This is a genomic window from Vibrio sp. NC2, assembly GCF_025195005.1.
Classification (GTDB): domain Bacteria; phylum Pseudomonadota; class Gammaproteobacteria; order Enterobacterales; family Vibrionaceae; genus Vibrio; species Vibrio splendidus.
In genome coordinates this window covers 20,436-44,885 of the sequence record NZ_JANVFC010000024.1, presented here as the reverse complement: position 1 = coordinate 44,885, position 24,450 = coordinate 20,436, and the positions used below count along the sequence as shown (strand labels likewise).

The window sequence follows — 24,450 nt, the reverse complement described above, 5'->3', positions numbered from 1 at the left end:
ATCCACCTACACCATTAGTCTTTTATTAAGCTAGCTCACCAGGGACGAGAGGTACAAATCTCACCATCTCGATAACACTCGATAAAAACTCGTCACCATGGCGAACAATCTTCAACAATTGCTGTTCGTCATCACCGACAGGAATCAATAAGCGACCACCATCTTTCAGCTGTTGCAAAAGCGCTTGAGGAATCGACTCTGCAGCAGCAGTTACGATAATCGCATCAAAAGGGGCTTTCGAAGACCATCCTTGCCAGCCATCACCATGCTTGGTTGAAATATTGTAGAAATCAAGCTGTTTAAGACGACGCTTGGCATCCCATTGCAATGATTTAATTCTTTCAACCGAATACACATGATCAACCAGTTGAGCCAAGACCGCCGTTTGATAACCTGAGCCGGTTCCGATTTCTAAAACACGGCTATCTTGCTGTAATTCTAGCAACTCTGTCATCTTAGCAACAATGTAAGGCTGAGAAATCGTCTGGCCCTGTCCGATTGGAAGCGCATTATTATCATAAGCTTGATGATACATCGCCTGTGATAAAAAGCTCTCTCTCGGCAGTTGATAAATAGCATCAAGAACCTTTTGATCCTGAATGCCATTTTCAATCAGAAAAGTAATTAAGCGCTCTGCATGCGGATTACTCACTTACTTCTCCTCTAACCATGTTGTCATCGCACCCAACGACTCGTGGGCAGTCAGGTCAACTTGTAATGGTGTTACCGATACAAAGCCATGCTCGATAGCGTAAAAATCCGTGCCTTCACCGGCATCTTGCTCTTTTCCCGGAGGACCAAGCCAATAGATATCATGACCTCGTGGGTCTTTTTGCTTAATCATATCTTCAGCATGATGACGAGCACCTAAGCGTGTTACCTGAGTACCAGACAACTGCTCTAACGCTAAATCAGGGATATTGACGTTTAACAGGCGATTGGTTGGGATTGGGTTTGCTAAATGTTGTTCGACGATACGACGAGCAATGGCCGCCGCTGTCTTAAAATGTTTTTTACCCACCAGAGAAAACGCCACCGATTGAACGCCTAAAAAGTGCCCTTCCATTGCGGCTGCCACTGTGCCTGAATAAAGCACATCGTCACCCAAGTTAGCACCATGATTAATACCCGTTAATACCAGATCAGGCATATCATTCTTTAGCAGTTCATTTAACGCAAAATGTACGCAGTCGGTCGGTGTTCCTTGTACCGAATATGTATTTTCGGTAATTTCTTGAACACGTAAAGGCTGTTCTAAAGTTAATGAATTTGAAGCGCCCGAGCGATTACGGTCAGGTGCAACAATGATAATTTCAGCAAGATCACGTAATTCATTGGCCAGCTCATGAATACCTTGAGCGTGCACACCATCATCGTTGCTGAGTAAAATCTTCATCTTGTATCCTTTCTTTTGTTCCAATGCCAAGTCACTTAATTTCCGATATCAAGTGACTTCGCTCCAAGCAGAATCGTTATTGCTCGTAGCTTCTCTCTACGTGAACTTCTTCAACCAATTCACGAACAATAGCGGTTGCGAAACAACCTGCATCGAGAGAGAACTTAAGAGTGACATTGTCTTCGTTCACTTCCCACGCTAAACCCATCGGCTTCAGCGAAGCTTCGCGGCGATCATGGCGCATACGGTTGCCACAAATAAGAGCCATTAGATCCGGTTCAGCATCAAGGTGTTTCTGCTCTAAAGCTTGAGAGGCATCCGTCGTCGGTAACGCATTATCTCCTGCTAAAGCAACAGTAATAAACGCAGAGCCGTTCGCGATGTCTTGGTTTACCGCTTCGATGTTATCCGCTGTTACCGCTAATTGAGCGCCGTCTTTCACGACAATATCGCCAACCAATGCCGACGCAAACGCATCTTGCTCAATACGGTCAGAAAGAATTAAGTTGTAAATCCAAGAACGAGCCGCAGAAAGATACAAGCTGCGCTTATTCTGATTACGCGTACGAACGTTTTCACGACCCCAACGACGAGCTTCAGATAAGTTGTTACCTTCATTACCAAAGCGCTGAGCACCGAAGTAATTTGGCACGCCCACTTGAGCGACTTTTTCTAAACGCTTTACCACATCATCACAATCCGTTACTTCAGACAAAGTTAGCTCGAATTGGTTGCCAACTAAATCGCCTGGACGTAACTTTTTGTTGTGACGTGCTGTCGCCAAGATCTCAATGCTTGGGTATTGTGCGAGAAAAGCAGAAAAGTCAGGCTCACCTTTTGGCAGATGCACGCTCAACCACTGTTCTGTTACAGCATGACGGTCTTTCAAACCAGCCCAGCTCACGTCTTTCGACTTAACACCACACGCTTTAGCCAGTTCGTTTGCTACGAAGCTCGTGTTCTCACCAGTTTTACGAATACGCACCATTAAGTGCTCGCCTTCACCAGTAAACTCAAAACCCAAGTCTTCATTAACGACAAAGTGTTCGGCTTTTGCTTTTAGTTTTGCTTTCGCAGTTGGTTTACCGTTTAGGTAAGCCAATGAAGATAAAATATCTGACATGCTGTTCTTTTCGTGTTGGTGCTTACGCACTTTTAGTAATTAGGACCACCGCTTCACATGCGATGCCCTCTTTGCGACCTGTAAAACCTAAACGCTCGGTAGTCGTGGCTTTTACATTCACATTGCCAATACTTGTTTCTAAATCTTGAGCAATGGCTTGGCACATAGAGTCTATATGAGGAGCCATCTTTGGAGCTTGCGCCATGATAGTAATATCTGCATTACCAATCACATAACCTTGCTCTTTTACTCGACGGTAAACATCTTTCAGTAATTCGCGGCTATCTGCGCCTTTCCACTCATCATCCGTATCAGGAAAATGACGACCAATATCACCGGCTGCAATTGAACCCAGTAAAGCATCGCATAATGCGTGCAGGGCAACATCACCGTCTGAGTGTGCGATAAGACCCTGTTCATAAGGGACGCTCACGCCACCAATAATTACCGGGCCTTCACCACCAAATTTGTGTACATCAAAGCCATGGCCAATACGAATCATCATTATTCCTTATTCTGACTTAAATAGAACTCAGCCAAAGCCAAATCTTCAGGCTGAGTAATCTTAAAATTATCTGAACGCCCAGCAATCAGTGCTGGTGATAAACCTTTCCACTCAAACGCAGACGCTTCATCGGTAATTAAAACACCTTGTTGCAAGGCTTCACTCAAGACTTTCCGTAAAGGCTTAGATCGGAACATCTGAGGGGTAAGCGCATGCCAGAGATCGACGCGATCGACCGTGTGTTCAATTTGTCCTTGAGCACCACGCTTCATTGTATCGCGGACCGGCGCAGCTAAAATCGCGCCCACATCATGGGTCATAGCCCCAGAGATCAGTTTGTCGATATCGCTCAATTGGATACAAGGCCTAGCGGCATCATGCACCATCACCCAATCATTGAGTTGCTGTTGGGCAATATAGTCCAGAGCAGAAAGCACCGAGTCGGCTCGTTCCGTTCCGCCGGATACTCTGATCACCTGGGGATTAAGGTTAAGCGGTAATTCAGGGTAGTAAGGATCATCGTCGCTGACCGCTACCACAATTTTAGACACTTGAGGGTGAGACAACAGTTTCTCAACCGTGTGCTCTAAAATCGTTTTACCGTGAATTTGAAGATATTGCTTGGGACGGTCTGCCTTCATTCGGCTGCCGACGCCCGCTGCGGGGACCACTGCAATAACGCTTTGAAGTTGGTTCGACATTAATGAGATTCCTCACCAATAATACGATAAAACGTTTCGCCTTCTTTCACCATTCCCAGCTCATGACGTGCGCGCTCTTCTATCGCGTCTAAGCCTTGGCGTAGATCGTCGATTTCCGCAAACATCTCAGCATTGCGAAGATGAAGCTTTTCATTTACTTGCTGCTGAACTTGGATTTCGTTGTTCACACCGTAGTAATCAGAAATACCATTTTTACCGAGCCACAGTGTGTGTTGTAGCCAGCCAAACACTATGAGCAGTACTAAAGCAAAAATTCGCATAACACCTTTCGCCGGTTGAAAAAGAAGGAACTAGAATAAGGCACATATATACCATAATGCGCTTATTGGTGCGAGATATGTGGTGTCAGGGAATCAATAAGTCGGGGAATTATTGGACAGAATAGTGAGTGGTAACAATGAAGTTCCCTACTCCTTTCTCCGTCAATCTAGGGAATGACGAGTTTGAGGCAAAAAAATGCCCTACCGAAGTAGAACATTTTTCAAAAGCTTTAAGTTAATAATCCGCTAGGCTTCAAATATTGAAAAGAGACCAGACCTTTAACTTCTTTAAGACCGCTTCTGTTGTAAAAAGGTGAGCTTTAGAACCTAGAGCTTCTTTACCTCAGTTTTCTACAGACAAAAAAATGCCCCGCATTAGCGAGGCATTTAAAAAGCTTAGATTAACAATTCCTTTGGTTTAAAAACCAGAGAGATTATTGACCTTTAACTTCTTTAAGACCGTTGAAAGGAGCTTTAGAACCTAGAGCTTCTTCGATACGGATAAGTTGGTTGTACTTAGCAACACGGTCAGAACGGCTCATAGAACCAGTTTTGATTTGACCTGCAGCTGTACCTACCGCTAGATCAGCGATAGTTGCATCTTCAGTTTCGCCAGAACGGTGAGAGATTACTGCAGTGTAGCCAGCGTCTTTAGCCATCTTGATAGCAGCTAGAGTCTCTGTTAGAGAACCGATTTGGTTGAACTTGATAAGGATAGAGTTAGCTACGCCTTTCTCGATACCTTCAGCAAGAATCTTAGTGTTTGTAACGAACAGATCGTCACCAACGATTTGAAGCTTGTCGCCTAGAAGTTCAGTTTGGTGCTTGAAACCATCCCAATCTGACTCGTCAAGACCGTCTTCAATAGAAACGATTGGGAAGTTGTTCGCTAGTTCAGCTAGGTAGTGGTTGAACTCTTCAGAAGTGAAAGTTTTACCTTCGCCCTTCATGTTGTAGATGCCAGCTTCTTTGTCGAAGAACTCAGATGCTGCACAGTCCATAGCAAGAGTAACGTCTTTACCTAGTTCGTAACCAGCAGCTGCAACAGCTTCTGCGATAACTTCTAGAGCTTCAGCGTTAGATTTAAGGTTAGGAGCGAAACCACCTTCATCACCAACTGCAGTGCTGTAGCCTTTAGACTTAAGAACTTTAGCTAGGTTGTGGAATACTTCAGCGCCGATACGCAGACCTTCTTTAAGAGTTTTAGCGCCAACTGGTTGGATCATGAACTCTTGGATGTCAACGTTGTTATCAGCGTGCTCGCCACCGTTGATGATGTTCATCATTGGTAGAGGCATAGAGAACTGACCAGCAGTACCGTTTAGCTCAGCAATGTGCTCGTATAGAGGCATGCCTTTCGCAGCAGCAGCAGCTTTAGCGTTCGCTAGAGAAACAGCAAGGATAGCGTTAGCACCGAACTGAGATTTGTTCTCTGTTCCGTCTAGGTCAATCATAACTTGGTCAACGTCAGCTTGTGCTTTAGCGTCTTTACCAACTAGAGCGTCAGCGATTGGGCCGTTTACAGCTTCAATTGCTTTAAGAACACCTTTACCTAGGAAACGTGATTTGTCGCCGTCACGTAGCTCAAGAGCTTCGCGAGAACCAGTAGATGCGCCAGATGGAGCAGCAGCCATACCTACGAAACCGCCTTCTAGGTGTACTTCAGCTTCTACAGTTGGGTTACCACGTGAATCGATGATTTCACGACCTAGAACTTTAACGATCTTAGACATTGAATGTTTCCTTCTCGTTGAATATATAAATGTCAAATTTAAAGGTAGCAGCACAACTTACGCAGCTACCTGGATTCCTTTTTACTTTTCTAATTCGCCGCGCTGGAATTCGCCAGCCGCTTTAACGAAACCTGCAAACAATGGGTGACCATCGCGAGGTGTTGAAGTGAACTCTGGGTGGAACTGAGCAGCAACGAACCATGGGTGGTTCGGGTTCTCAATAACTTCAACCAGTTTCTTGTCCGCAGATAGACCCGATACTTTTAGGCCCGCTTTTTCAATTTGTGGACGAAGATTGTTGTTCACTTCGTAACGGTGACGGTGACGTTCATGGATCGTCGCGCTACCGTATAATTCGTAAGCTTTCGTCCCTTTCGCTAGGTGACAAAGCTGTGAACCAAGACGCATTGTGCCGCCTAGGTCAGATTTTTCAGTACGCTCTTCAACTTTACCTTCGCCGTCAATCCACTCAGTGATTAGGCCAACAACAGGGTATTTAGTTTCTTTGCAGAATTCAGAAGAGTGTGCACCTTCCATCTTCGCAACGTTACGAGCGTACTCAATAAGAGCAACTTGCATACCTAGACAGATACCTAAGTAAGGTACTTTGTTTTCACGAGCGTATTGTGCAGCAAGGATCTTACCTTCAACACCACGATCGCCAAAACCACCAGGAACTAGGATTGCATCTAGGCCTTGTAGAACTTCAGTGCCTTTAGACTCAACATCTTGTGAATCTACATATTTAATTGTGACACTTAGGCGATTTTTCAAGCCTGCGTGTTTCAGCGCTTCATTTACTGATTTGTATGCGTCAGGCAGTTCAATGTACTTACCAACCATACCAATCGTCACTTCACCCGTTGGGTTAGCTTCTTCGTAAATTACTTGTTCCCATTCAGACAGATCAGCTTCTGGAGCATCGATACCGAAACGCTTACATACAAGATCATCAGTACCCTGTGCACGGATTAACTGTGGGATCTTGTAGATTGAATCTACGTCTTTCATAGAGATAACTGCTTTTTCTTGTACATTACAGAAAAGAGCAATTTTCTTACGTTCGTTTGCTGGGATAACACGATCTGAACGACAAACTAGAATGTCAGGTTGGATACCGATAGACAGTAGCTCTTTTACAGAGTGTTGCGTTGGCTTAGTTTTAAGCTCACCCGCTGCACCTAAATAAGGAACGAGAGTTAAGTGCATGAACATTGCGCGTTCACGGCCTAATTCTACTGCTAGCTGACGAATCGCTTCCATGAATGGTAGAGATTCGATATCACCTACAGTACCACCAACTTCAACAAGCGCGATATCGTGGCCTTTAGCACCAGAGATTACGCGTTCTTTGATAGAGTTAGTAATGTGAGGGATAACCTGGATTGTTGCACCTAGGTAGTCACCACGACGTTCATTACGTAGAACGTCAGCATAAACACGACCTGCTGTGAAGTTGTTACGCTTAGTCATCTTGGTGCGAATGAATCGCTCATAGTGACCAAGGTCAAGGTCAGTTTCAGCGCCATCTTCCGTAACGAACACTTCACCGTGCTGAGTCGGGCTCATAGTGCCTGGATCAACGTTGATGTAAGGGTCAAGCTTCATCATAGTCACTTTAAGACCACGAGCTTCTAAAATAGCCGCAAGAGATGCTGCTGCAATACCTTTACCTAGAGAGGATACAACCCCGCCAGTAACAAAAATGTAATTTGTCGTCATGTTTAACCTGAAATTGGTTGAATGAGGGAAATGGATTACTTCTGGACGGGATGAAAATATACCAGAAGCCCCTTATCGCCACAACGTGAAATCTATCACACTGCAATTTTTTATTTTTTGCTTCAAATCAATTCATGATAAAAGCTTTGATGATCTTTTCTCCGCCACTTTGACTTCATCCCACATGGAATCAAGCTGTTGTAGAGAAAAGTCGGTCAAAATTTTATCTTGCTGACGAACTTTTTGTTCCACACCTTTAAAGCGGCGTGAAAATTTCAGATTGGCTTTATTGAGAGCCGTTTCTGGATTTTTACCCAAATGTCGCACTAAATTAACGGTAGCAAACAACAAGTCACCCAGTTCTTCTTCAACTAAATCTTCGTTTGGCGTTACTTGAAGTGCTTCTTCTAGCACCTCATCAACTTCCTCTAAAACCTTATCAGCGACCGGGCCGATAGCGTCCCAATCAAAGCCAAATTTCGCGACTTGCCTTTGAATCTTTGTAGCACGCGAAAGTGCAGGTAGAGAGTTTGGTATTGAGTCTAGAATACTTTCTTGAGTTTTGCCTGCCTGTGCTTTTTCTTTGGCTTTTTCAGCTTCCCAGTTGGCATTAATTTCTTCATCACTGGCAAACTCAGTATCAGAGAACACATGCGGATGGCGGCGCGTTAGCTTCTCGTTGATACCGTCGACCACATCAGAGAACTCAAACAAGCCCTGCTCTTTTGCTAACTGACTGTAGAAAATCACCTGAAACAACAGGTCGCCCAACTCTTCTTGTAGATTCGGCCAGTCTTTGTTGTGAATCGCGTCCACCACCTCATACGTCTCTTCGATAGTATGCGGCACAATTGTTTCAAAATTTTGTTTCAAATCCCAAGGACAGCCACCTTCAGGATCGCGCAGCTTAGTCATGATCTGTTCAAGTTGTTCAATCGGGTGATTCATCGTTTTCTTCCTATTCACTGTCTTTGATTTTTAAATTTAAAACTTCACTAGAACTAAAAAAGGTGAGTAGCCAAAACCACTCACCTTTGTTGATACTGTCTAATTCTCTAAATTACGCATCTTTTACTAAGCAGTTGTTACTTTAACAAGGCAACAAGCTTTCGCGATTCCTGAGCATAGCTCGCCTATGTGATGGAACAAGAAAGCGCAGTTAACGCAGTAAAAGTGACTAATGCAACGTGAAAGTTAGCCGAGGCGTTTTACACTCATGACATCTTTGATCTGTTCTACTCGGCTGGTCACTCGACTCAGAATCTCAATATTGGTCACTTCCAAATCAAAATCCATCACCGACAGCTGACGTTTATAGTCAATACGGCTCTTCATTGTCGTTACACTGACTTTTTCGTTCAAGAACAGGGATGTGATGTCTTTCAACAAGCCGGTACGTTCTAGCGCCTCTACACGCAGCGTTAAGATATACGAGCCTACGAAACCATCGCCCCACACAGTATCGATGATACGCTCGGGGGCATGTAGGTTAAGTTCACTTAACTGTTCGCAATCGCTACGGTGCACTGAAATACCGCGACCTTGAGTTATGTAACCTTTGATCACATCACCTGGGATTGGCTGGCAACAACGAGCCAAGTGGGTCATTAGGTTATCGACACCTTCAACGACGACGGCATCCTTTTTCGGACGACTCTGATGAGCGGGCTTATTGTCAGACTCAAGCAACTTTTCGAGCGCTTTTTTATCTTCTTCTTCCGCTGTCGGCTTGTTGACCAAAGCATTGATATGATTAACGACTTGGTTGATACGCATATCGCCGCTACCAATACCCGCATACAGTTCATCTGGAGTATTGACGTTGAATCGTTTCAGCGCGTATTGCTCGGCATCTTTCAGCGTCGCTCCGACTCTGCCTAGCTCGACTTCTAGAATATCTCGTCCGGCTTCAAGGTTTTTCTCACGACTCTGAGCACGGAACCATGCGTTAATTTTTGCACGAGCTCGACTCGAGTGAACAAAGCCTGTGGTCGGGTTTAACCAATCACGTGATGGGTTCGGTTCTTTTTGAGTAATGATCTCAACTTGATCGCCCATCGCCAGCTTATGAGTAAACGGGACGATTCGACCTGCTACTTTGGCACCGATACAACGGTGTCCAACCATCGAGTGGATGTGGTAAGCAAAATCCAACGGTGTTGCACCCATTGGTAGATCGACTACATCACCACGAGGTGTAAAGGCATAAACACGGTCATCAAAGACTTGGCTACGCACTTCATCCAGCATTTCACCAGAATCCGACATCTCTTCTTGCCAGTCGATAAGCTTACGAAGCCAGGTGATTTTCTCATCGTAGCCACTGCGTACGCCGCTTGAAGCACCTTCTTTGTATTTCCAGTGCGCTGCAACGCCTAATTCAGAGTCTTCATGCATCTGCTTGGTACGGATCTGAATTTCAATGGTCTTGCCTTCAGGGCCAAGAACTACGGTATGAATCGATTGATAACCATTGGGTTTAGGGTTCGCCACATAGTCATCAAATTCACTTGGGAGGTGTTTATATTTGGTGTGAACCACGCCTAAACCGGCATAACAGTCTTGCAGTTGGTCTGCGATAATACGTACCGCACGCACGTCAAAAAGCTCATCAAACTCTAAGCCTTTTTTCTGCATTTTGCGCCAGATGCTGTAGATGTGTTTTGGTCGACCGCTAACTTCAGCATTGATGCTTGAGCGGTTCATTTCTGACGTTAAATCGTCAACAAAGTCAGTGATGTATTGTTCGCGCACGATACGGCGCTCAGACAACTGTTTAGCAATCTGCTTATAGATATCTGGTTGTTGGTAGCGAAAAGCGTAGTCTTCAATTTCCCACTTTAGCTGACCAATACCTAAACGGTTTGCTAGAGGAGCATAAATGTTGGCACACTCTTTTGCTGCCGCGCGGCGCACAGCATCAGGGGCCTTTTTCACTTCGATTAGGTTACAAATTCGCTCTGCTAGTTTGATGACGACGCAACGGAAGTCATCCACCATCGCAAGCAGCATTCGTCGAACATTATCGACTTGACCCGAGGCAGCACTGCCTTCAAGGGTGACGTTTAGCTGACCCAAAGCCGCCATTTCTTCCACGCCATCAATCAGTTTTACGGTTTCCTTTCCGTAACTTTCTTCAAACGCTTCACGCTCAAAAACACCGCTTGATACGACAGGGAAGAGCTGCGCTGCCACTAAAGTTGCGCGATCCATAGACAAGGTGACCAAGATTTCAATCATCTCGCGCCCACGCCAAAGCAAGAGTTCGCCTTGCTCATGATCTTTTAATAGCTCTTCACAGTGACGATAAACTTTGGTCAGTTTATTCGAGGTTTTTGCGTCTTGATTCAATGACGCAATCCAATTATCTAGCTCAAACTGTTCGCTTGGGTTTAAATGTGCGCTTCGTACCGCAACCATCATGCCTTCCTAGTTATTATGTTTTATACCCAATTCAATATGACTAACTGATTCCAAGTTAGTTCGACTCATATTGATATCAGCGCAGGCTTCCCTGCACCTTTGTGATTCATTTTTAAGCCTTGTTTAAGGGCCTCTAAGCCTTGATAAAGAGAGCCATCGATTCTAGATGACTGGTGTGTGGGAACATGTCCAACATACCAAGCTTGGCTAGTTGATAGCCTTGTTTTTCTAAGCTCTCTGAATCTCTAGCTAGAGTAGCAGGATTACACGAAACATAAACCACACGCTTCGCACCTAACCCTGAAATTTGATCAACGATCCCACTCGCTCCTGCACGTGCTGGATCAAGTAAGATTTTATCAAATCTTTCTTTTGCCCAAGGCTGTGAAGACAGCTCTTCTTCAAGGTTCGCTTGGTAGAATTCTGTATTACTCAATTGATTCAAAGTCGCGTTAGACGTGGCCTGTTGAACCATTTCATCGACACCTTCAACACCCACTACAAACGCAGATTGTTGTGCAATAGGCAAACTGAAGTTCCCTAAGCCACAAAACAGGTCGAGCACTCGCTCATCGGCTTGAGGCTCTAGCCACTCAATCGCTTGAGCAACCATTTGCTGGTTCACTTTCTGGTTAACTTGGATAAAGTGGTTTGGCTCAAAAGGTAAAGTCACGCCTGTTTCGCTATAAGCTGGCGCATCACCGACTAAACGAACGAGCTTGTCCGTTTCAGGCATAGTATACAACGTGGCACCTTCCGCTTTAGCGAGTGCAATCAATGCTTGCTCATCTTTCTCAACCAAAGGCTTAAGGTGACGCAGGACCATCACAGGGCCAGTATCGCCCAACACCAATTCAACGTGTCCTAAAGACGTAAGGTTGCTGAAAGTATTGAGTAAACTTTTCAGTTTCGGCAGCAATACATTGAGGCGAGGATCCAGCACGGCACAATCGGTGATGTTTTCAATCTGCTTACTTTGCTTCTTACGGAAACCGAACTGAAGCTGCTGTGTCTTCTTATCAACAAACAGGCTGATACGCGCGCGACGTCGATAACCGGTTTCATCACCCACAATCGGCTCAACAACTTCGGTGTTAGCCGTTTGGTATTGACTCATCAGGTGCGTCAAAGATTGCGATTTATGCTCAACCTGAGAAGCGTAACCAAGATGTTGAAGGTGACAGCCACCACACTGATTAAAGTGCTTACAGAATGGCTTTAAACGCAGCTCACTCGGTTTAAGTAATTTGATGAGTTTTGCTCGCGAAAACTTACTTTTGCTCTCAGTAAGTTGAATAACCACCTGCTCACCGGGCAATGCGCCATCAATGAAAACAGGTTTATTCTTCTGATAAGCGATGCCAGCGCCATTGTGATCCATTCGTTCAACCAAAACCGATTGATGCTTGGTCTCGAGTTGAGTTTTCTTTTTTGGTTGGAAAAAACGTGCCATTGCTTGTGCCTAATGTATCTTTTAATAAGTAATTGGTATCCAGGACTCACTATTATGTCTTGGAATCATTGTCGAACGTCACGGCTTTGATTAAGCTTACCGTTCACTTAACCGCCATTGTGTGCGTTATTTTCCCATATCCAGACCTCGATGTAATTAAAGAACATGACCAGATATGGCTTAAGAGCCCGTGTAATTACCTTAACTCTAGCTCCAACCTTGATTATTGGGTTGCTATTGAGTGCATTTTTCTCATTTAACCGCTATCAAGACCTTGAGGGCCAAGTGGTTAATACTGGTACTAGCATCATTGAACCGCTGGCAATTGCTAGTGAATCAGGCATGAAGCTCGAAAGTCGAGAGTCTGTTCGTCAGCTTATTAGCTATGCGCATCGAAAAAACTCTAAGCTAGTGCGCAGTATCGCGGTGTTTGATGAACGTCATGAGTTGTTTGTAACCTCAAACTTCCACCCTGATTTTGAAAGCCTGACCTATCCGAAAGATAAACCCATCCCGCATTTAAGCTCATCGAACCTGCTCGATAATACGCTGATTCTTCGGACACCCATCATCGCTGAAGGTCAATACATCAACTCAGCCAATGGGCAGTCTCAAGCCAACCAAGCGATCGGCTATATTGCGATAGAGTTAGACTTGTCGTCACTTCGATTGCAGCAGTATCAAGAAGTGTTCTCTGCCTTCTTGGTGTTGATTTTGGGGCTGGGACTTTCTGGTGTATTTGCTTTTCGCTTGATGCATGACGTCACCCAACCGATCACACACATGAAAAACATGGTCGACCGAATTCGTCGTGGTCATCTCGATGTGCGTATCGAAGGAAAAATGCACGGTGAGCTAGACTCACTGAAAAACGGTATCAACGCGATGGCGGTATCGCTATCAGAATATCACGTCGAGATGCAGCACAGTATCGACCAGGCTACGTCTGATCTGCGTGAAACCCTAGAGCAATTAGAGATTCAAAACGTTGAGTTAGACATTGCGAAAAAACGCGCTCAAGAAGCGGCTCGTGTTAAATCTGAGTTCTTGGCTAACATGTCTCACGAATTGAGAACACCGCTTAACGGTGTGATTGGCTTTACTCGTCAAATGCTTAAAACCCACCTATCGACCAGTCAAACAGATTACTTGCAAACCATTGAACGCTCAGCAAATAACCTACTCAGCATCATCAACGATATTCTTGATTTCTCGAAACTGGAAGCCGGTAAATTAGCGCTCGAGAACATCCCATTCGAGTTCCAAGCCAGCCTTGAAGAGGTTGTGAACCTTCAAGCAACTAACGCCCATGAGAAAGGCCTAGAGTTAACTCTTAAGATAGACCCGAAAGTGCCACCAGGCGTTGTTGGTGACCCACTGCGTATTCAGCAGATCCTAACCAACCTCGTTGGTAACTCAATCAAGTTTACTGAACGTGGCAACATTGATATCAGTGTTGAACTTCGTTCACAAAGCGAAGACAGCATCGAGTTGCAATTCATGGTTCGCGATACAGGTATTGGTATCTCTGAGCGTCAACAAGCTCAGCTATTCCAAGCCTTCAGCCAAGCCGACGCAAGCATCTCTCGTCGTTATGGCGGTACGGGGCTAGGTCTGGTTATCACCCAAAAACTGGTCAGCCAAATGGGCGGAGAGATCAGTCTTACCAGTCGCCTACACCAAGGTTCAACCTTCTGGTTTACTTTGAGACTATCAACGACTGATATGCCGATGACTGAGCTGATTGAGACTCAGTGTCTGCAAGACAAGCAGCTGCTGCTTATCGAGCCAAACATGCAAGCGGCTTCGATTACTCAGCAAATCTTAACCCAAGAAGGCTTGGTGGTAACGTATCGTTCGGTGATGCCTGACGAGTCGACCTCATATGACTACGTTCTACTCAACCTAGCCGCCAACCAAGAGTATCAATTTGATACCGTGAGTGGTTGGGCGATTGGCGCGAAGAAAATCGCTCAGAACGTAATTATTGGTACGCCAAGTACCGAGCTTGCATTAGGTGAGCAACTGATGAAAGAGGTCGATGTTCAATGCATTACCAAGCCTCTCTCTCGTAAGAAACTTCTACAAACTCTGATCTCTAATCAAGCACCCACTTTGATTGCACCAGCGATTGAAACGCACTCGGAAGAGAAGCTGCCACTTACTGTATTGGCGGTAGACGACAACCCAGCAAACCTTAAATTGATCACCGCGCTACTAAAAGAGCGTGTAGAGACGGTCATCAGTTGCACCAGCGGACAGAAGGCCATAGACAAGGCGAAGGAGACCCCATTTGATATCATCTTCATGGATATCCAAATGCCACAAATGGATGGTGTGACGGCCTGTAAGAATATAAAAGAGCTAGCGAATAATGCGAATACCCCCGTCATTGCCGTCACAGCACACGCGATGGTTGGCGAACGGGATCGTCTACTTGAAGCCGGCATGGATGACTACCTAACCAAACCGATAGAAGAGCACGTGTTACAGCAGGTTCTGATTCATTGGAGCCCTACCTCTGAGGTTGAGCACATTGAAAAAATAGACCCCGCCCACCCGGCAGTCTCTGCGGAAGTAGACAATAGCTCAGTTTCAGATTCTGAGGCTAACGTGCATAAGAATATCATCATTGATTGGCAAGCAGCTATGAAGCAAGCCGCCAACAAAGAAGACCTCGCACGCGATATGCTGCAAATGCTAGTCGACTTCATTCCTGAGGTTTATGAAGCCGCAGAGAAAGCGATAGAAGACAGTGACTACCCCGTTGAAGCGCTGACACACATCATCCACAAGATGCATGGCAGCAGCTCATACAGCGGTGTACCAAGGCTGAAGTCGGTGTGTGCGACGATAGAGAAAGAGCTGCGTTCCGGCACTTCCGTTGAAGATATTGAACCTGAACTTTTTGAACTTCAGGATGAATTAGATAAGGTTCAAGCAACCGCGATTCATTATTTGAAACCAGCCAAGACCTAGCGAACATTTCTTACTCACAAATATTCGTCAAACGGTTTACCAGCCAATAAAAAAGCAGAGCTCATGAGCTCTGCTTTTTTCTGTCTAGAACCTAGGGTGCTAGATATAATACCAATCACAGTAAGTAAGTGTTCAGAAATAGAGCAGGAAAAAGGCTTGAGAACAAGGCAGGATTTTTCGATAAGTAGTTATTCTACAATCAAAAATTCTAACGAAGTTATCGAGTTTTTTAACAAGCTAGGGTGAACAGTTATTTACTACGATTGGTATAAAGTAACGGTAATCTATTTACGACTCGAGTAGTACCGTCGCCACCGCATAATGGCGCTCATCTGAGATAGTCAGATGAATCGACTTTGTACCACTCGCTTCTGCGATTTCACGCGCCTTTTTATGTAGGCTTAGAACTGGCTTGCCATGCTCATCGTTTGAAATCTCGAAATCGTGAAAGGTCACACCAAGCGCGATACCCGTGCCCAACGCCTTAGATGCCGCTTCTTTTGCAGCAAAGCGTTTTGCAAGATAACGTCCTTTTTGCTTCAGTTGCTGAAATACTTCAAACTCAGAGTCGGTCAAAATACGCTGAGCAAAAGCATCGCCACTTCGTGACAGTGCCTTTTCAACACGTTCGATTTCTGCGATATCTGTACCCAATCCAACAACAGCCATGTTTACCCTACTACCAAACTTCTATCTATTAACGTTATCGATTCTACTGATTAACCGCTTAACGCTTACTACTAAACTAATGACGAGTTAAAGAACTAAGCGTTGTTGCGTGCTGTTTCCATCACGGCTTTCATGTCTGCAACGGCTTTATTCAAACCATCAAATACTGCGCGTCCCATGATCGAGTGACCGATGTTCAACTCGTAAATCTCAGGAAGTGCCGCAATCGGCGCTACGTTATGATAAGTCATACCATGACCAGCATTCACGGTGATACCAAGATCGTCTGCGTAGCTTGCGCCTGCAGCAATCTTTTTAAGCTCATCTTGCTGATCTTCTTCTGTTTTAGCGTCAGCATAGTGGCCTGTGTGCAGTTCAATGAACGGTGCGCCACACGCTTTTGCTGCATCAATTTGCTCACGATCTGCATCGATAAACAGAGATACTTTGATACCCGCTGCCGACAGTTTTTCCGTCGCCGCTTTGATCTTTTCAAGTTGACCAACCACGTCCAAGCCGCCTTCCGTCGTCAGCTCTTCGCGCTTTTCTGGAACGAGACAAACGAACTCAGGATTAGTATCGAGTGCAATTTGAACCATCTCGTCCGTCACTGCCATCTCTAAGTTCATGCGAGTCTGGATTGTCTCAGCAAGAATACGTACATCGCGATCAACAATATGACGGCGATCTTCGCGCAGGTGAATGGTAATGCCGTCAGCACCCGCACGTTCAGCAATTTCAGCTGCGTGTACTGGATCTGGGTATTTAGTACCACGAGCATTACGTAGTGTAGCAATATGGTCGATATTAACGCCTAAAAGGATTGAGCTCATTTTCCAATACTCCGTGCTCTAGAGAGGGCTATTGTTGGCATAAATAGCTCTCTACTTTTTAATGGTTTGCCGCCAAGATACGGCTTTAAGGCTATGCGTGTAAAGCGTTTTGCTGCTTTTAACTGCTCTTTAGTGATAAACCTACGTTCACTAATTGCGATAAGTTCATCGCCCATAAATGTCAGGTTATCTCGACGCACCGATGCGATAAAACCTTTCTGCTCTCGATAACGATAAGTCATACTTGGATCGATCGCTTCACCAGTACCAGCACAGTGCAAAAAGTCGACGCCATATCCCATAGCGGATAGTAGAGCCAATTCAAAACGACGCAGCGCTGGCTCAGGGTTCTCATTATGAGCGAGTTCTGTTAAGGCATGAAGATAGTCATGAAAAAATGCGGGCATGGCCACTTCGGCCATTAACACTCGCCCAACTAACTCGTTGACGTACATGGCTGAGTACAGATTGATACCGGCAAGAGGAAGCCCCAAGCTGATCGGTTCAGCTTGGCGCAACGTTTTCATTGAACCATTGCCAGACCACTTAAGCAGCAGAGGCGTAAAAGGTTGCAATGCACCTTTCAAATTAGAACGCTTACTCCTTGCACCTTTAGACATCAACGTCACCCTTCCGTACTCTTCACTGAAGACGTCCAGAATTAGGCTCGACTCACTGTATGGTCGACGGTGCAACACAAAGCATCGCTGTAACCCTTCGCTCAATAACTTACCCTTCTTACAGATACAAAAAGAGAGAGTTCGCACTCTCTCTTGAAATTATATTCAGTTCAACTTTCTTAATCTCAGAAAGTGACGTTCAATATATTATAGATCGTCGATGTAGCCTAACGAGCGAAGTGCACGCTCATCATCAGCCCAACCAGACTTAACTTTAACCCAAGTCTCTAGGTAAACCTTACGACCGAACAGTTCTTCCATGTCGATACGAGCTTCACGACCAATCGTTTTGATCTTCTCGCCCGCTTTACCAATCACCATCTTCTTCTGACCAGTACGTTCAACAAGAATCAAAGCATTGATGTGGAAGCCATCGTTATCAGGGTTGTAATCGAAACGCTCGATTTCAACCGTTACTGAATAAGGTAGCTCTTCGCCTGTGAATCGCATCAGTTTTTCACGGATGATTTCAGAGGCCATAAAGCGCTGTGAACGATCCGTTACGTACTCTTCAGGGAAGTGATGCGTCGCTTTAGGTAAAGAGTTACGAACGTGCTTACGCAGTACATCGATATTCTTACCTTGCTTCGCCGAGATTGGTACAACATCAAGGAAGGCCATCTTCTTAGACACTTCCATCATATGTTGCATCACGTCTGTACGGTCTTGAACGTTGTCTACTTTGTTAATACAAAGGACGACTGGGAAATCTGTTTTTCTCAGCTTGTTCAGTACCATTTCATCGTCGTCAGTCCAGTGAGTACCGTCAACAAGGAAGAATACTAGGTTCACATCGCTCAGTGAGCTGTTCGCCGCACGGTTCATCAAACGGTTGATTGCACGCTTTTCTTCGATATGAAGTCCAGGAGTATCAACGTAGATCGCTTGGTAATCACCTTCAGTTTCTACGCCCATAATACGGTGACGTGTCGTCTGAGGTTTACGTGATGTGATCGAGATTTTCTGGCCCAAAATATGGTTCAGAAGCGTCGATTTACCTACGTTTGGTCGACCCACGATAGCGATGAAGCCACAGTGTTGGTTTTCCGGTAGGCCCGTTTTTTTGCTATCAGATGAAAAGAATGCATCGATATCGAAATCTTGATTGTTATCAGACATTGCTTAGTTGCTCTAATGCTGTTTCAGCAGCCGCTTGTTCTGCCTTGCGGCGGCTAGTGCCTTTACCGATAACAGGTTTATCCACACCTGCCACTTCACACTCAACCGTAAACTCTTGGTTGTGTGCTTCACCTTTAATATTAGTCACTGTGTAGACAGGTAGGGGATTTCTTCGACCTTGTAAAAACTCTTGTAAGCGAGTTTTAGGATCTTTTTGAGATACACCAGGCTGAATAGACTCTAGGCGAGATTGGTACCAGCTTAAAATAATGCGGCGAACAACCTCGGTATCACTATCTAAATAGACAGCGCCGATGATCGCTTCAACCGCATCCGCTAGAATAGAATCACGACGGAAACCGCCACTCTTCAACTCACCTGGACCTAATTTTAAGTAATCTCCTAGTTCGAATTCACGACCTAGTTCTGCCAATGTATGACCACGTACTAATGTTGCGCGCATGCGGCTCATATCACCTTCGTTTACCTTAGGGAAACGGTGGTAAAGATCATCAGCGATAACAAAACTTAAAATTGAATCGCCCAGAAACTCAAGACGTTCGTTGTGTTTACCTGCGGCGCTACGGTGAGTCAGCGCCAAATGGATAAGATCGGCATCATTAAACTGATAGCCAATCTTTCTCTCTAGTTTATCAATTGGAGAATTCATGCTCTCTCGATGTGTTATGTGATCGATTAGTGAATCCCACCGATGCGATTAAAACGCACACCAGTAGGAATCCATGTTGGAAGTACACTGTCTGAACCGCGTTCGAATTCGAAGCTGATCCAAATAGCAACAGCCTTACCAACAAGGTTTGCTTCAGGGACAAAGCCCCAGTAACGGCTGTCAGCACTGTTGTCACGGTTATCACCCATAACAAAGTATTGGCCTTCTGGAACGATCCACTCGTTAACACCATTGCGAGGTTGATATGCTTGCACACGATCACGACGTAATGGGTTAACTAAAATTTGGTGCTCCACATCACCCAGCTGTTCATTCAGCTGAATCAGAGGCACACCATCTTGAATAAATTGGCTTTCTTCAACGTTACTTAACTTCACTGGTTTACAGCTACTGCCACCCTTCGCTTGAATGCAGACTTCTTTATTGCTGCTGTAGCGAATAGTATCACCCGGCATACCAACAACACGCTTGATGTAGTCGATATTCGGCTGAGGTGGGTACTTAAATACGATTGAATCACCGCGTTCTGGCTTGCCCGTTTCGACCAGTTGAGTGCGCCATACCGGGTCTTTTAGACCGTATGCGTACTTCTCTACTAAGATGAAATCACCAACCAATAGTGTTGGCATCATCGAACCAGATGGGATTTGAAACGGTTCATAAATAAATGAACGCAAAACCAAAACAAATGCAATTACAGGGAAAATGGACACACTGTTCTCAACCCACCAAGGCTGAGCCGTAACTTTTGCGCTGGTTGCAGCGTCTAGGCCATTCGATTGTGCTTCAACGTCAGCCAGTTTTTGTTGGCGTTTCTTCGCCCACACAAACTTTTCCAACGCCCATACAATGCCGGTCACTAGAGTTACGATCACTAAAATAAGCGAAAATGTATTAGCCATTGATATCCCTTAAATTTCATTTCTTTAAAAATAACGAAAGTGAAAGAGTATAACCCTTTCACTCTGCTTAATATTTCTAATCTGTATCAATCATGCTGACTAAATGCTGGGGAGATTACGCAGGAAAAATCGTTTAGTTCGAGGCGCAAAGTGCAGTGACTAGTGGGCCTAATTGCAATCTTTGCAACAAAGAAATAAACGATTTTAACCAGTAATGTTCAGCAGATAGTTAGTGCGATTGATACCTAGTCTTTACCAACATGAAGAATCGCTAAGAATGCTTCTTGAGGCAGTTCAACGTTACCGATCTGCTTCATACGCTTCTTACCTTCTTTTTGTTTCTTAAGAAGTTTCTTCTTACGACTGATATCACCACCGTAACATTTTGCGATTACGTTCTTACGCAGTTGTTTCACTGTAGAACGAGCAATGATGTGGTTACCAATCGCTGCTTGAATCGCGATATCAAACATTTGACGAGGGATGAATTCTTTCATCTTCTCAACCAGTAGACGACCGCGAGACTGTGCAATGTCTTTGTGCGTAATGATAGCCAGTGCGTCAACTGTTTCGCCATTAAGCAATACGTCTACACGAACCATGTTCGACATTTCAAAACGTTGGAAGTTGTAATCCAGTGACGCATAGCCACGAGATGTTGATTTCAAACGGTCGAAGAAATCTAGAACCACTTCAGCCATTGGCAAGTCGTACGTCACAGCAACTTGCTTACCGTGATAAACCATATCCACTTGAACACCACGTTTTTCTACACATAAGGTAATTACGTTACCTAGGTAGTCTGACGGTACAAGGATATTACAACGAGCGATAGGCTCACGAATCTCTTCTACATCATTAGTCGCAGGCAGTTTAGCCGGGCTATCAACGTAAAGAATGCTGCCATCCGTTTTTACAACTTCGTACACTACGGTTGGTGCCGTTGTGATTAGGTCTAGGTCGTATTCACGCTCTAAACGCTCTTGGATGATCTCCATGTGAAGCATTCCTAAGAAGCCACAACGGAAACCAAAGCCAAGTGCTGCTGAACTTTCTGGTTCGTAGAACAGTGATGCATCGTTCAGGCTTAATTTGCCTAGTGCGTCACGGAAGTTTTCGTAGTCATCAGACGATACTGGGAATAGACCTGCATATACCTGAGGCTTCACTTTTTGGAAACCAGGTAGACGTTCTGTGCTGCCGCCTTTTGCAAGCGTCAACGTATCACCAACAGGTGCGCCAAGGATGTCTTTAATACCACAAACAACCCAACCAACTTCGCCAGTATTTAGCTCTGTTGTGTCGATTTGCTTAGGTGTGAAGATACCTAGACGGTCAACACCCCAAACTTGGTCTGTCGACATTACTTTAATCTTGTCGTTTTTCTTCAGCTTACCGTTCTTGATACGAACCAAAGAAACAACGCCTAAGTAGTTATCGAACCAAGAGTCAATGATCAGCGCTTGTAGTGGCGCGTCTGGATCACCTTCCGGTGGTGGGATAGCTGTTACGATGTTTTCAAGAACGTCATCAACACCGATACCGGTTTTTGCAGAACAACGCGTCGCTTCCATCGCATCGATACCAACGATCTCTTCGATTTCTTCAGCAACACGCTCAGGTTCAGCCGCAGGTAAGTCAATCTTGTTCAAGATTGGCACTACTTCCAGTTCCATTTCGATCGCGGTGTAACAGTTTGCTAGAGTTTGAGCTTCAACACCTTGACCAGCATCCACAACCAATAGCGCGCCTTCACAAGCGGCTAGAGAACGAGATACTTCGTAAGAGAAATCTACGTGTCCTGGAGTGTCGATAAAGTTAAGTTGGTAAGTTTCACCATCTTTCGCTGTATAATCTAAAGTCACACTCTGCGCTTTAATTGTAATACCACGCTCGCGTTCTATATCCATAGAATCGAGGACTTGAGCTGCCATCTCACGTTCACTTAACCCTCCACAAACTTGGATTAAGCGGTCAGAAAGGGTCGACTTACCGTGGTCGATGTGGGCGATAATCGAAAAATTACGAATGTGCTTCATAGGCTTGGTGTGACTAAACTCTTTGAATAGGGATAATAAGAAAGCCGCGACGCGTCCAATCTACAGTCAGCATTGGTGGCGGCATTTCAATCAAGTTGGCAGATTCTACCCAATTTAAGGGCAAGAAGCATCATAAATTAGACGAGAGGCTCACCTAGGATTCGAATCAAGACGACTTCTTGCTTAGATTTGTCTTCCATTGGTTTGGCTAACCGCTTCGCTAAGGCAATACCACCAGCAGTAAACAGCGCTGCACTTAAGATAACAATGCCCTCGCCCCCTTGGAGTAAGGGTTGCAATAAGAGTTGTCCAAAACCAGCACCAATCATCAACATGAAAAGTGGAATGAGGTAAACAATCGCCGCAGACTGCAGTAAGCTTTTTTCTGGAAAGCCAATTTCTACGATTTGTCCGGCTTTAACTAAACTTTTGGTTTTAAGCTGCCAAAACAAGGATTTATTGCCAACAGCCTTAGTAACAATACCCGTTCCGCAGCTTTTTTGAGATGAGCAACTGCTGCAACTGGTTTGTTGTTCGCAGCTCAGTTGAACAAAGTATTGTTGACCGCTTTGTTCAACCGAGCTAACGGTTGCCAGCGCCGTCATCATTGCGCTGGTACCGGTTTATTGAACGTAACTGATTGGGCAATACGTTTGGCGGTTGCTGGCGGAATATCACCCACCACAGAGATCTCTTTGTCACCAATCACTAAGCTGTGTAATGTTCTGCGTCCTTGGCGTACCAACTGCCCTTTCAATGAATGTTCGTCTTTATCGGCGATATAAACTGAAAAGCTAAACAACCCATCACTGAAAAGTTGGCTTTCAACCATTTTATCGGTCGCAGCCATTGGATAACGACTAAGCTCTTTTGACTTAAATCCTTCAGGAATCCAAGAGGCTTGCCAGTTAGTTTCACTCACTAAGCCTTCCGGCAGCGATAAGACTTTCGGCAGTTGAGCGCTATTCAAGCCCCCCATTGCCTCAGCAATCTTATCGTTCACCACGTAAGAGATAGTGCGGTACTGTTCAAGCACTTCGCCGTCACGATCCAACAGATCGGCACGCAAAGGAAGACTCGTTTTTTCATCTACCCAAACGACGTAAGAGTAACGAAGGCCATCTTTCGGCACCACGCGCAATACTTGCGTAGTACTTCCAGCTTCACGAGCACGACCCACTTTAACGAAATCGTAATAGTCGTTGAGCGCGTCAATATCTCGATTAATCATCGGAATAACAGGGGCAACCATACTGCCAGATTGAATGGTAAACGGTTCTGTGCCCGGTTCAATATAACTGACTTCATCACCACGTCGAATAACTTCACGGATAGGCCCGCTCAAGTAAACAAGGTGCGCGAGTTGTTGGTCGTCGTTAACCGCATGGCGATAAACAAGAGGTTCAATACTGCTCTTCTTAATCAAAATGTAGGAGAGTTCGTAATTTAGATGCTGACTGGCCTCGTTCATCTGATGTAACAACGCCTTTGCAGTGGGTTCCTCTGCAAAGGCTGTTGGAGACATCAAGCTGAACAGTGTCAGTGCACTGACCAGGATTTTCTTCATTCAATGTCCGATTCTAGATGTGCATCTTGCATTGGCGATGCATCACTGTTTAATCTTAGCTGCAGCTCATAATCCTCTAGCATTGCATGAACGCGTTTACGCTGCTCTTGCAAGTTAGCTTCAGATGCTGGCTTCTCAACAGAGTCACGCGTTAAGCTTACTGGTTCCGCAGAACCCGCAAATGGAATCGTCTGGAGTACAGGCAACTGCTCTGGCGCAGCAGGGTCGCTGCCACCATATTGTTGAACACCTAGTACAACGACTAGTGAGACACACGCTGCCACGGCAACTTGTCCAAACTGTTGTAACCACGCTGGAAGCTGACGCTTCGCTTGCTGAGGTTTAGGCTGCTCTTCAATTGGAGCAACAGTTGGTTCAACATGCACTTGGTGCAGGTTCGGCATTGCACTATGTGCAGGCTCATTATCAAGCGCTGCCGCAACACTGTTAGCAATGTTCCACTCTGGAGTTTCTGGCGCATCCCCACGCATAACATCACCAATTAGATGGTAACTCTGCCAGGTATCCATGCTTTCTTGATCAGATTCGAGATCTACAATGAGAGCTTTATCGATCGTTTCACCATCCATGAGTGCCGAAAGCTTTTCTTTATCAGCCATTATTTTCACCATAA

22 protein-coding genes are annotated in these 24,450 nt (G+C 45.1%); 1 reads left to right on the top strand and 21 read right to left on the bottom strand.

The genetic code is table 11. From position 1 onward, the window contains the following. Positions 1-25: 25 nt before the first annotated feature. The 11 genes from NX845_RS20785 to rlmD form a co-directional block, all read right to left on the bottom strand. On the bottom strand, positions 26-652 hold the full coding sequence (locus tag NX845_RS20785) for a protein-L-isoaspartate(D-aspartate) O-methyltransferase (RefSeq protein WP_004735402.1): 627 nt from the start codon (positions 650-652) through the stop codon (positions 26-28). Beyond that, on the bottom strand, positions 653-1,396 hold the full coding sequence (surE, locus tag NX845_RS20780; RefSeq protein ID WP_004735400.1) for a 5'/3'-nucleotidase SurE: 744 nt from the start codon (positions 1,394-1,396) through the stop codon (positions 653-655). A gap of 76 nt (positions 1,397-1,472) precedes the next feature. After that, positions 1,473-2,519 carry a tRNA pseudouridine(13) synthase TruD gene (truD, locus tag NX845_RS20775; protein ID WP_029405000.1) on the bottom strand — a complete coding sequence of 349 codons (1,047 nt, stop codon included), beginning with the start codon at positions 2,517-2,519 and terminating at the stop codon, positions 1,473-1,475. A gap of 22 nt (positions 2,520-2,541) precedes the next feature. Next, on the bottom strand, positions 2,542-3,021 hold the full coding sequence (gene ispF, locus NX845_RS20770) for a 2-C-methyl-D-erythritol 2,4-cyclodiphosphate synthase (RefSeq protein ID WP_029406469.1): 480 nt from the start codon (positions 3,019-3,021) through the stop codon (positions 2,542-2,544). A gap of 2 nt (positions 3,022-3,023) precedes the next feature. After that, positions 3,024-3,725: a 2-C-methyl-D-erythritol 4-phosphate cytidylyltransferase gene (ispD, locus tag NX845_RS20765; protein WP_076647454.1), complete on the bottom strand. Its 702-nt coding sequence runs from the start codon at positions 3,723-3,725 to the stop codon at positions 3,024-3,026. Beyond that, entirely contained in the window at positions 3,725-4,006 is a 282-nt protein-coding gene (ftsB, locus tag NX845_RS20760; RefSeq protein ID WP_004735394.1) for a cell division protein FtsB, read from the bottom strand. Before ftsB ends, ispD begins: the two co-directional genes overlap by 1 nt. Before the next feature lie 434 nt (positions 4,007-4,440). Beyond that, a complete protein-coding gene (gene eno, locus NX845_RS20755) occupies positions 4,441-5,739 on the bottom strand; it encodes a phosphopyruvate hydratase (RefSeq protein ID WP_029405988.1) in 1,299 nt (432 codons plus the stop codon). 81 nt (positions 5,740-5,820) lie between these two features. Next, a complete protein-coding gene (locus tag NX845_RS20750; RefSeq protein WP_102454352.1) occupies positions 5,821-7,461 on the bottom strand; it encodes a CTP synthase in 1,641 nt (546 codons plus the stop codon). A 132-nt stretch (positions 7,462-7,593) separates the two neighbouring features. Further along, on the bottom strand, positions 7,594-8,409 hold the full coding sequence (mazG, locus tag NX845_RS20745) for a nucleoside triphosphate pyrophosphohydrolase (protein WP_260257105.1): 816 nt from the start codon (positions 8,407-8,409) through the stop codon (positions 7,594-7,596). A gap of 246 nt (positions 8,410-8,655) precedes the next feature. Then, the gene (relA, locus tag NX845_RS20740) at positions 8,656-10,881 is read right to left on the bottom strand and encodes a GTP diphosphokinase (protein WP_004735390.1); all 2,226 of its coding nucleotides are present in this window, start codon (positions 10,879-10,881) and stop codon (positions 8,656-8,658) included. A 136-nt stretch (positions 10,882-11,017) separates the two neighbouring features. Beyond that, the gene (rlmD, locus tag NX845_RS20735) at positions 11,018-12,337 is read right to left on the bottom strand and encodes a 23S rRNA (uracil(1939)-C(5))-methyltransferase RlmD (RefSeq protein WP_017090806.1); all 1,320 of its coding nucleotides are present in this window, start codon (positions 12,335-12,337) and stop codon (positions 11,018-11,020) included. A 165-nt stretch (positions 12,338-12,502) separates the two neighbouring features. On the opposite strand from rlmD, the gene barA reads away from it, so the two are divergent. Further along, entirely contained in the window at positions 12,503-15,316 is a 2,814-nt protein-coding gene (gene barA, locus NX845_RS20730; protein WP_004735388.1) for a two-component sensor histidine kinase BarA, read from the top strand. Between the two features lie 288 nt (positions 15,317-15,604). Here barA and acpS read toward each other — a convergent pair whose 3' ends face one another. From acpS to NX845_RS20680, 10 genes are all read right to left on the bottom strand, one after another. Beyond that, positions 15,605-15,985, bottom strand: a complete 381-nt coding sequence (gene acpS / locus NX845_RS20725; RefSeq protein WP_017077798.1) for a holo-ACP synthase — start codon at positions 15,983-15,985, stop codon at positions 15,605-15,607. A 95-nt stretch (positions 15,986-16,080) separates the two neighbouring features. Beyond that, on the bottom strand, positions 16,081-16,818 hold the full coding sequence (gene pdxJ, locus NX845_RS20720; protein ID WP_260257104.1) for a pyridoxine 5'-phosphate synthase: 738 nt from the start codon (positions 16,816-16,818) through the stop codon (positions 16,081-16,083). Next, complete coding sequence (gene recO, locus NX845_RS20715; protein ID WP_012604785.1) at positions 16,815-17,543, bottom strand: DNA repair protein RecO; 729 nt, start codon at positions 17,541-17,543, stop codon at positions 16,815-16,817. The genes pdxJ and recO overlap by 4 nt, the downstream gene beginning before the upstream one ends. A gap of 102 nt (positions 17,544-17,645) precedes the next feature. Continuing rightward, the gene (gene era, locus NX845_RS20710; RefSeq protein ID WP_260257103.1) at positions 17,646-18,617 is read right to left on the bottom strand and encodes a GTPase Era; all 972 of its coding nucleotides are present in this window, start codon (positions 18,615-18,617) and stop codon (positions 17,646-17,648) included. Then, positions 18,610-19,287: a ribonuclease III gene (gene rnc, locus NX845_RS20705; protein WP_004735383.1), complete on the bottom strand. Its 678-nt coding sequence runs from the start codon at positions 19,285-19,287 to the stop codon at positions 18,610-18,612. Before rnc ends, era begins: the two co-directional genes overlap by 8 nt. A 26-nt stretch (positions 19,288-19,313) precedes the next feature. Then, the gene (lepB, locus tag NX845_RS20700) at positions 19,314-20,210 is read right to left on the bottom strand and encodes a signal peptidase I (RefSeq protein WP_017077797.1); all 897 of its coding nucleotides are present in this window, start codon (positions 20,208-20,210) and stop codon (positions 19,314-19,316) included. A 245-nt stretch (positions 20,211-20,455) separates the two neighbouring features. Beyond that, on the bottom strand, positions 20,456-22,249 hold the full coding sequence (gene lepA / locus NX845_RS20695) for a translation elongation factor 4 (RefSeq protein ID WP_004735381.1): 1,794 nt from the start codon (positions 22,247-22,249) through the stop codon (positions 20,456-20,458). Between the two features lie 137 nt (positions 22,250-22,386). Beyond that, a complete protein-coding gene (locus NX845_RS20690) occupies positions 22,387-22,857 on the bottom strand; it encodes a SoxR reducing system RseC family protein (RefSeq protein WP_017084321.1) in 471 nt (156 codons plus the stop codon). Further along, a complete protein-coding gene (gene rseB / locus NX845_RS20685; RefSeq protein WP_004735379.1) occupies positions 22,854-23,816 on the bottom strand; it encodes a sigma-E factor regulatory protein RseB in 963 nt (320 codons plus the stop codon). The genes NX845_RS20690 and rseB overlap by 4 nt, the downstream gene beginning before the upstream one ends. Continuing rightward, the gene (locus tag NX845_RS20680; protein ID WP_004735378.1) at positions 23,813-24,436 is read right to left on the bottom strand and encodes a sigma-E factor negative regulatory protein; all 624 of its coding nucleotides are present in this window, start codon (positions 24,434-24,436) and stop codon (positions 23,813-23,815) included. Before NX845_RS20680 ends, rseB begins: the two co-directional genes overlap by 4 nt. Between the last annotated feature and the right edge of the window lie 14 nt (positions 24,437-24,450).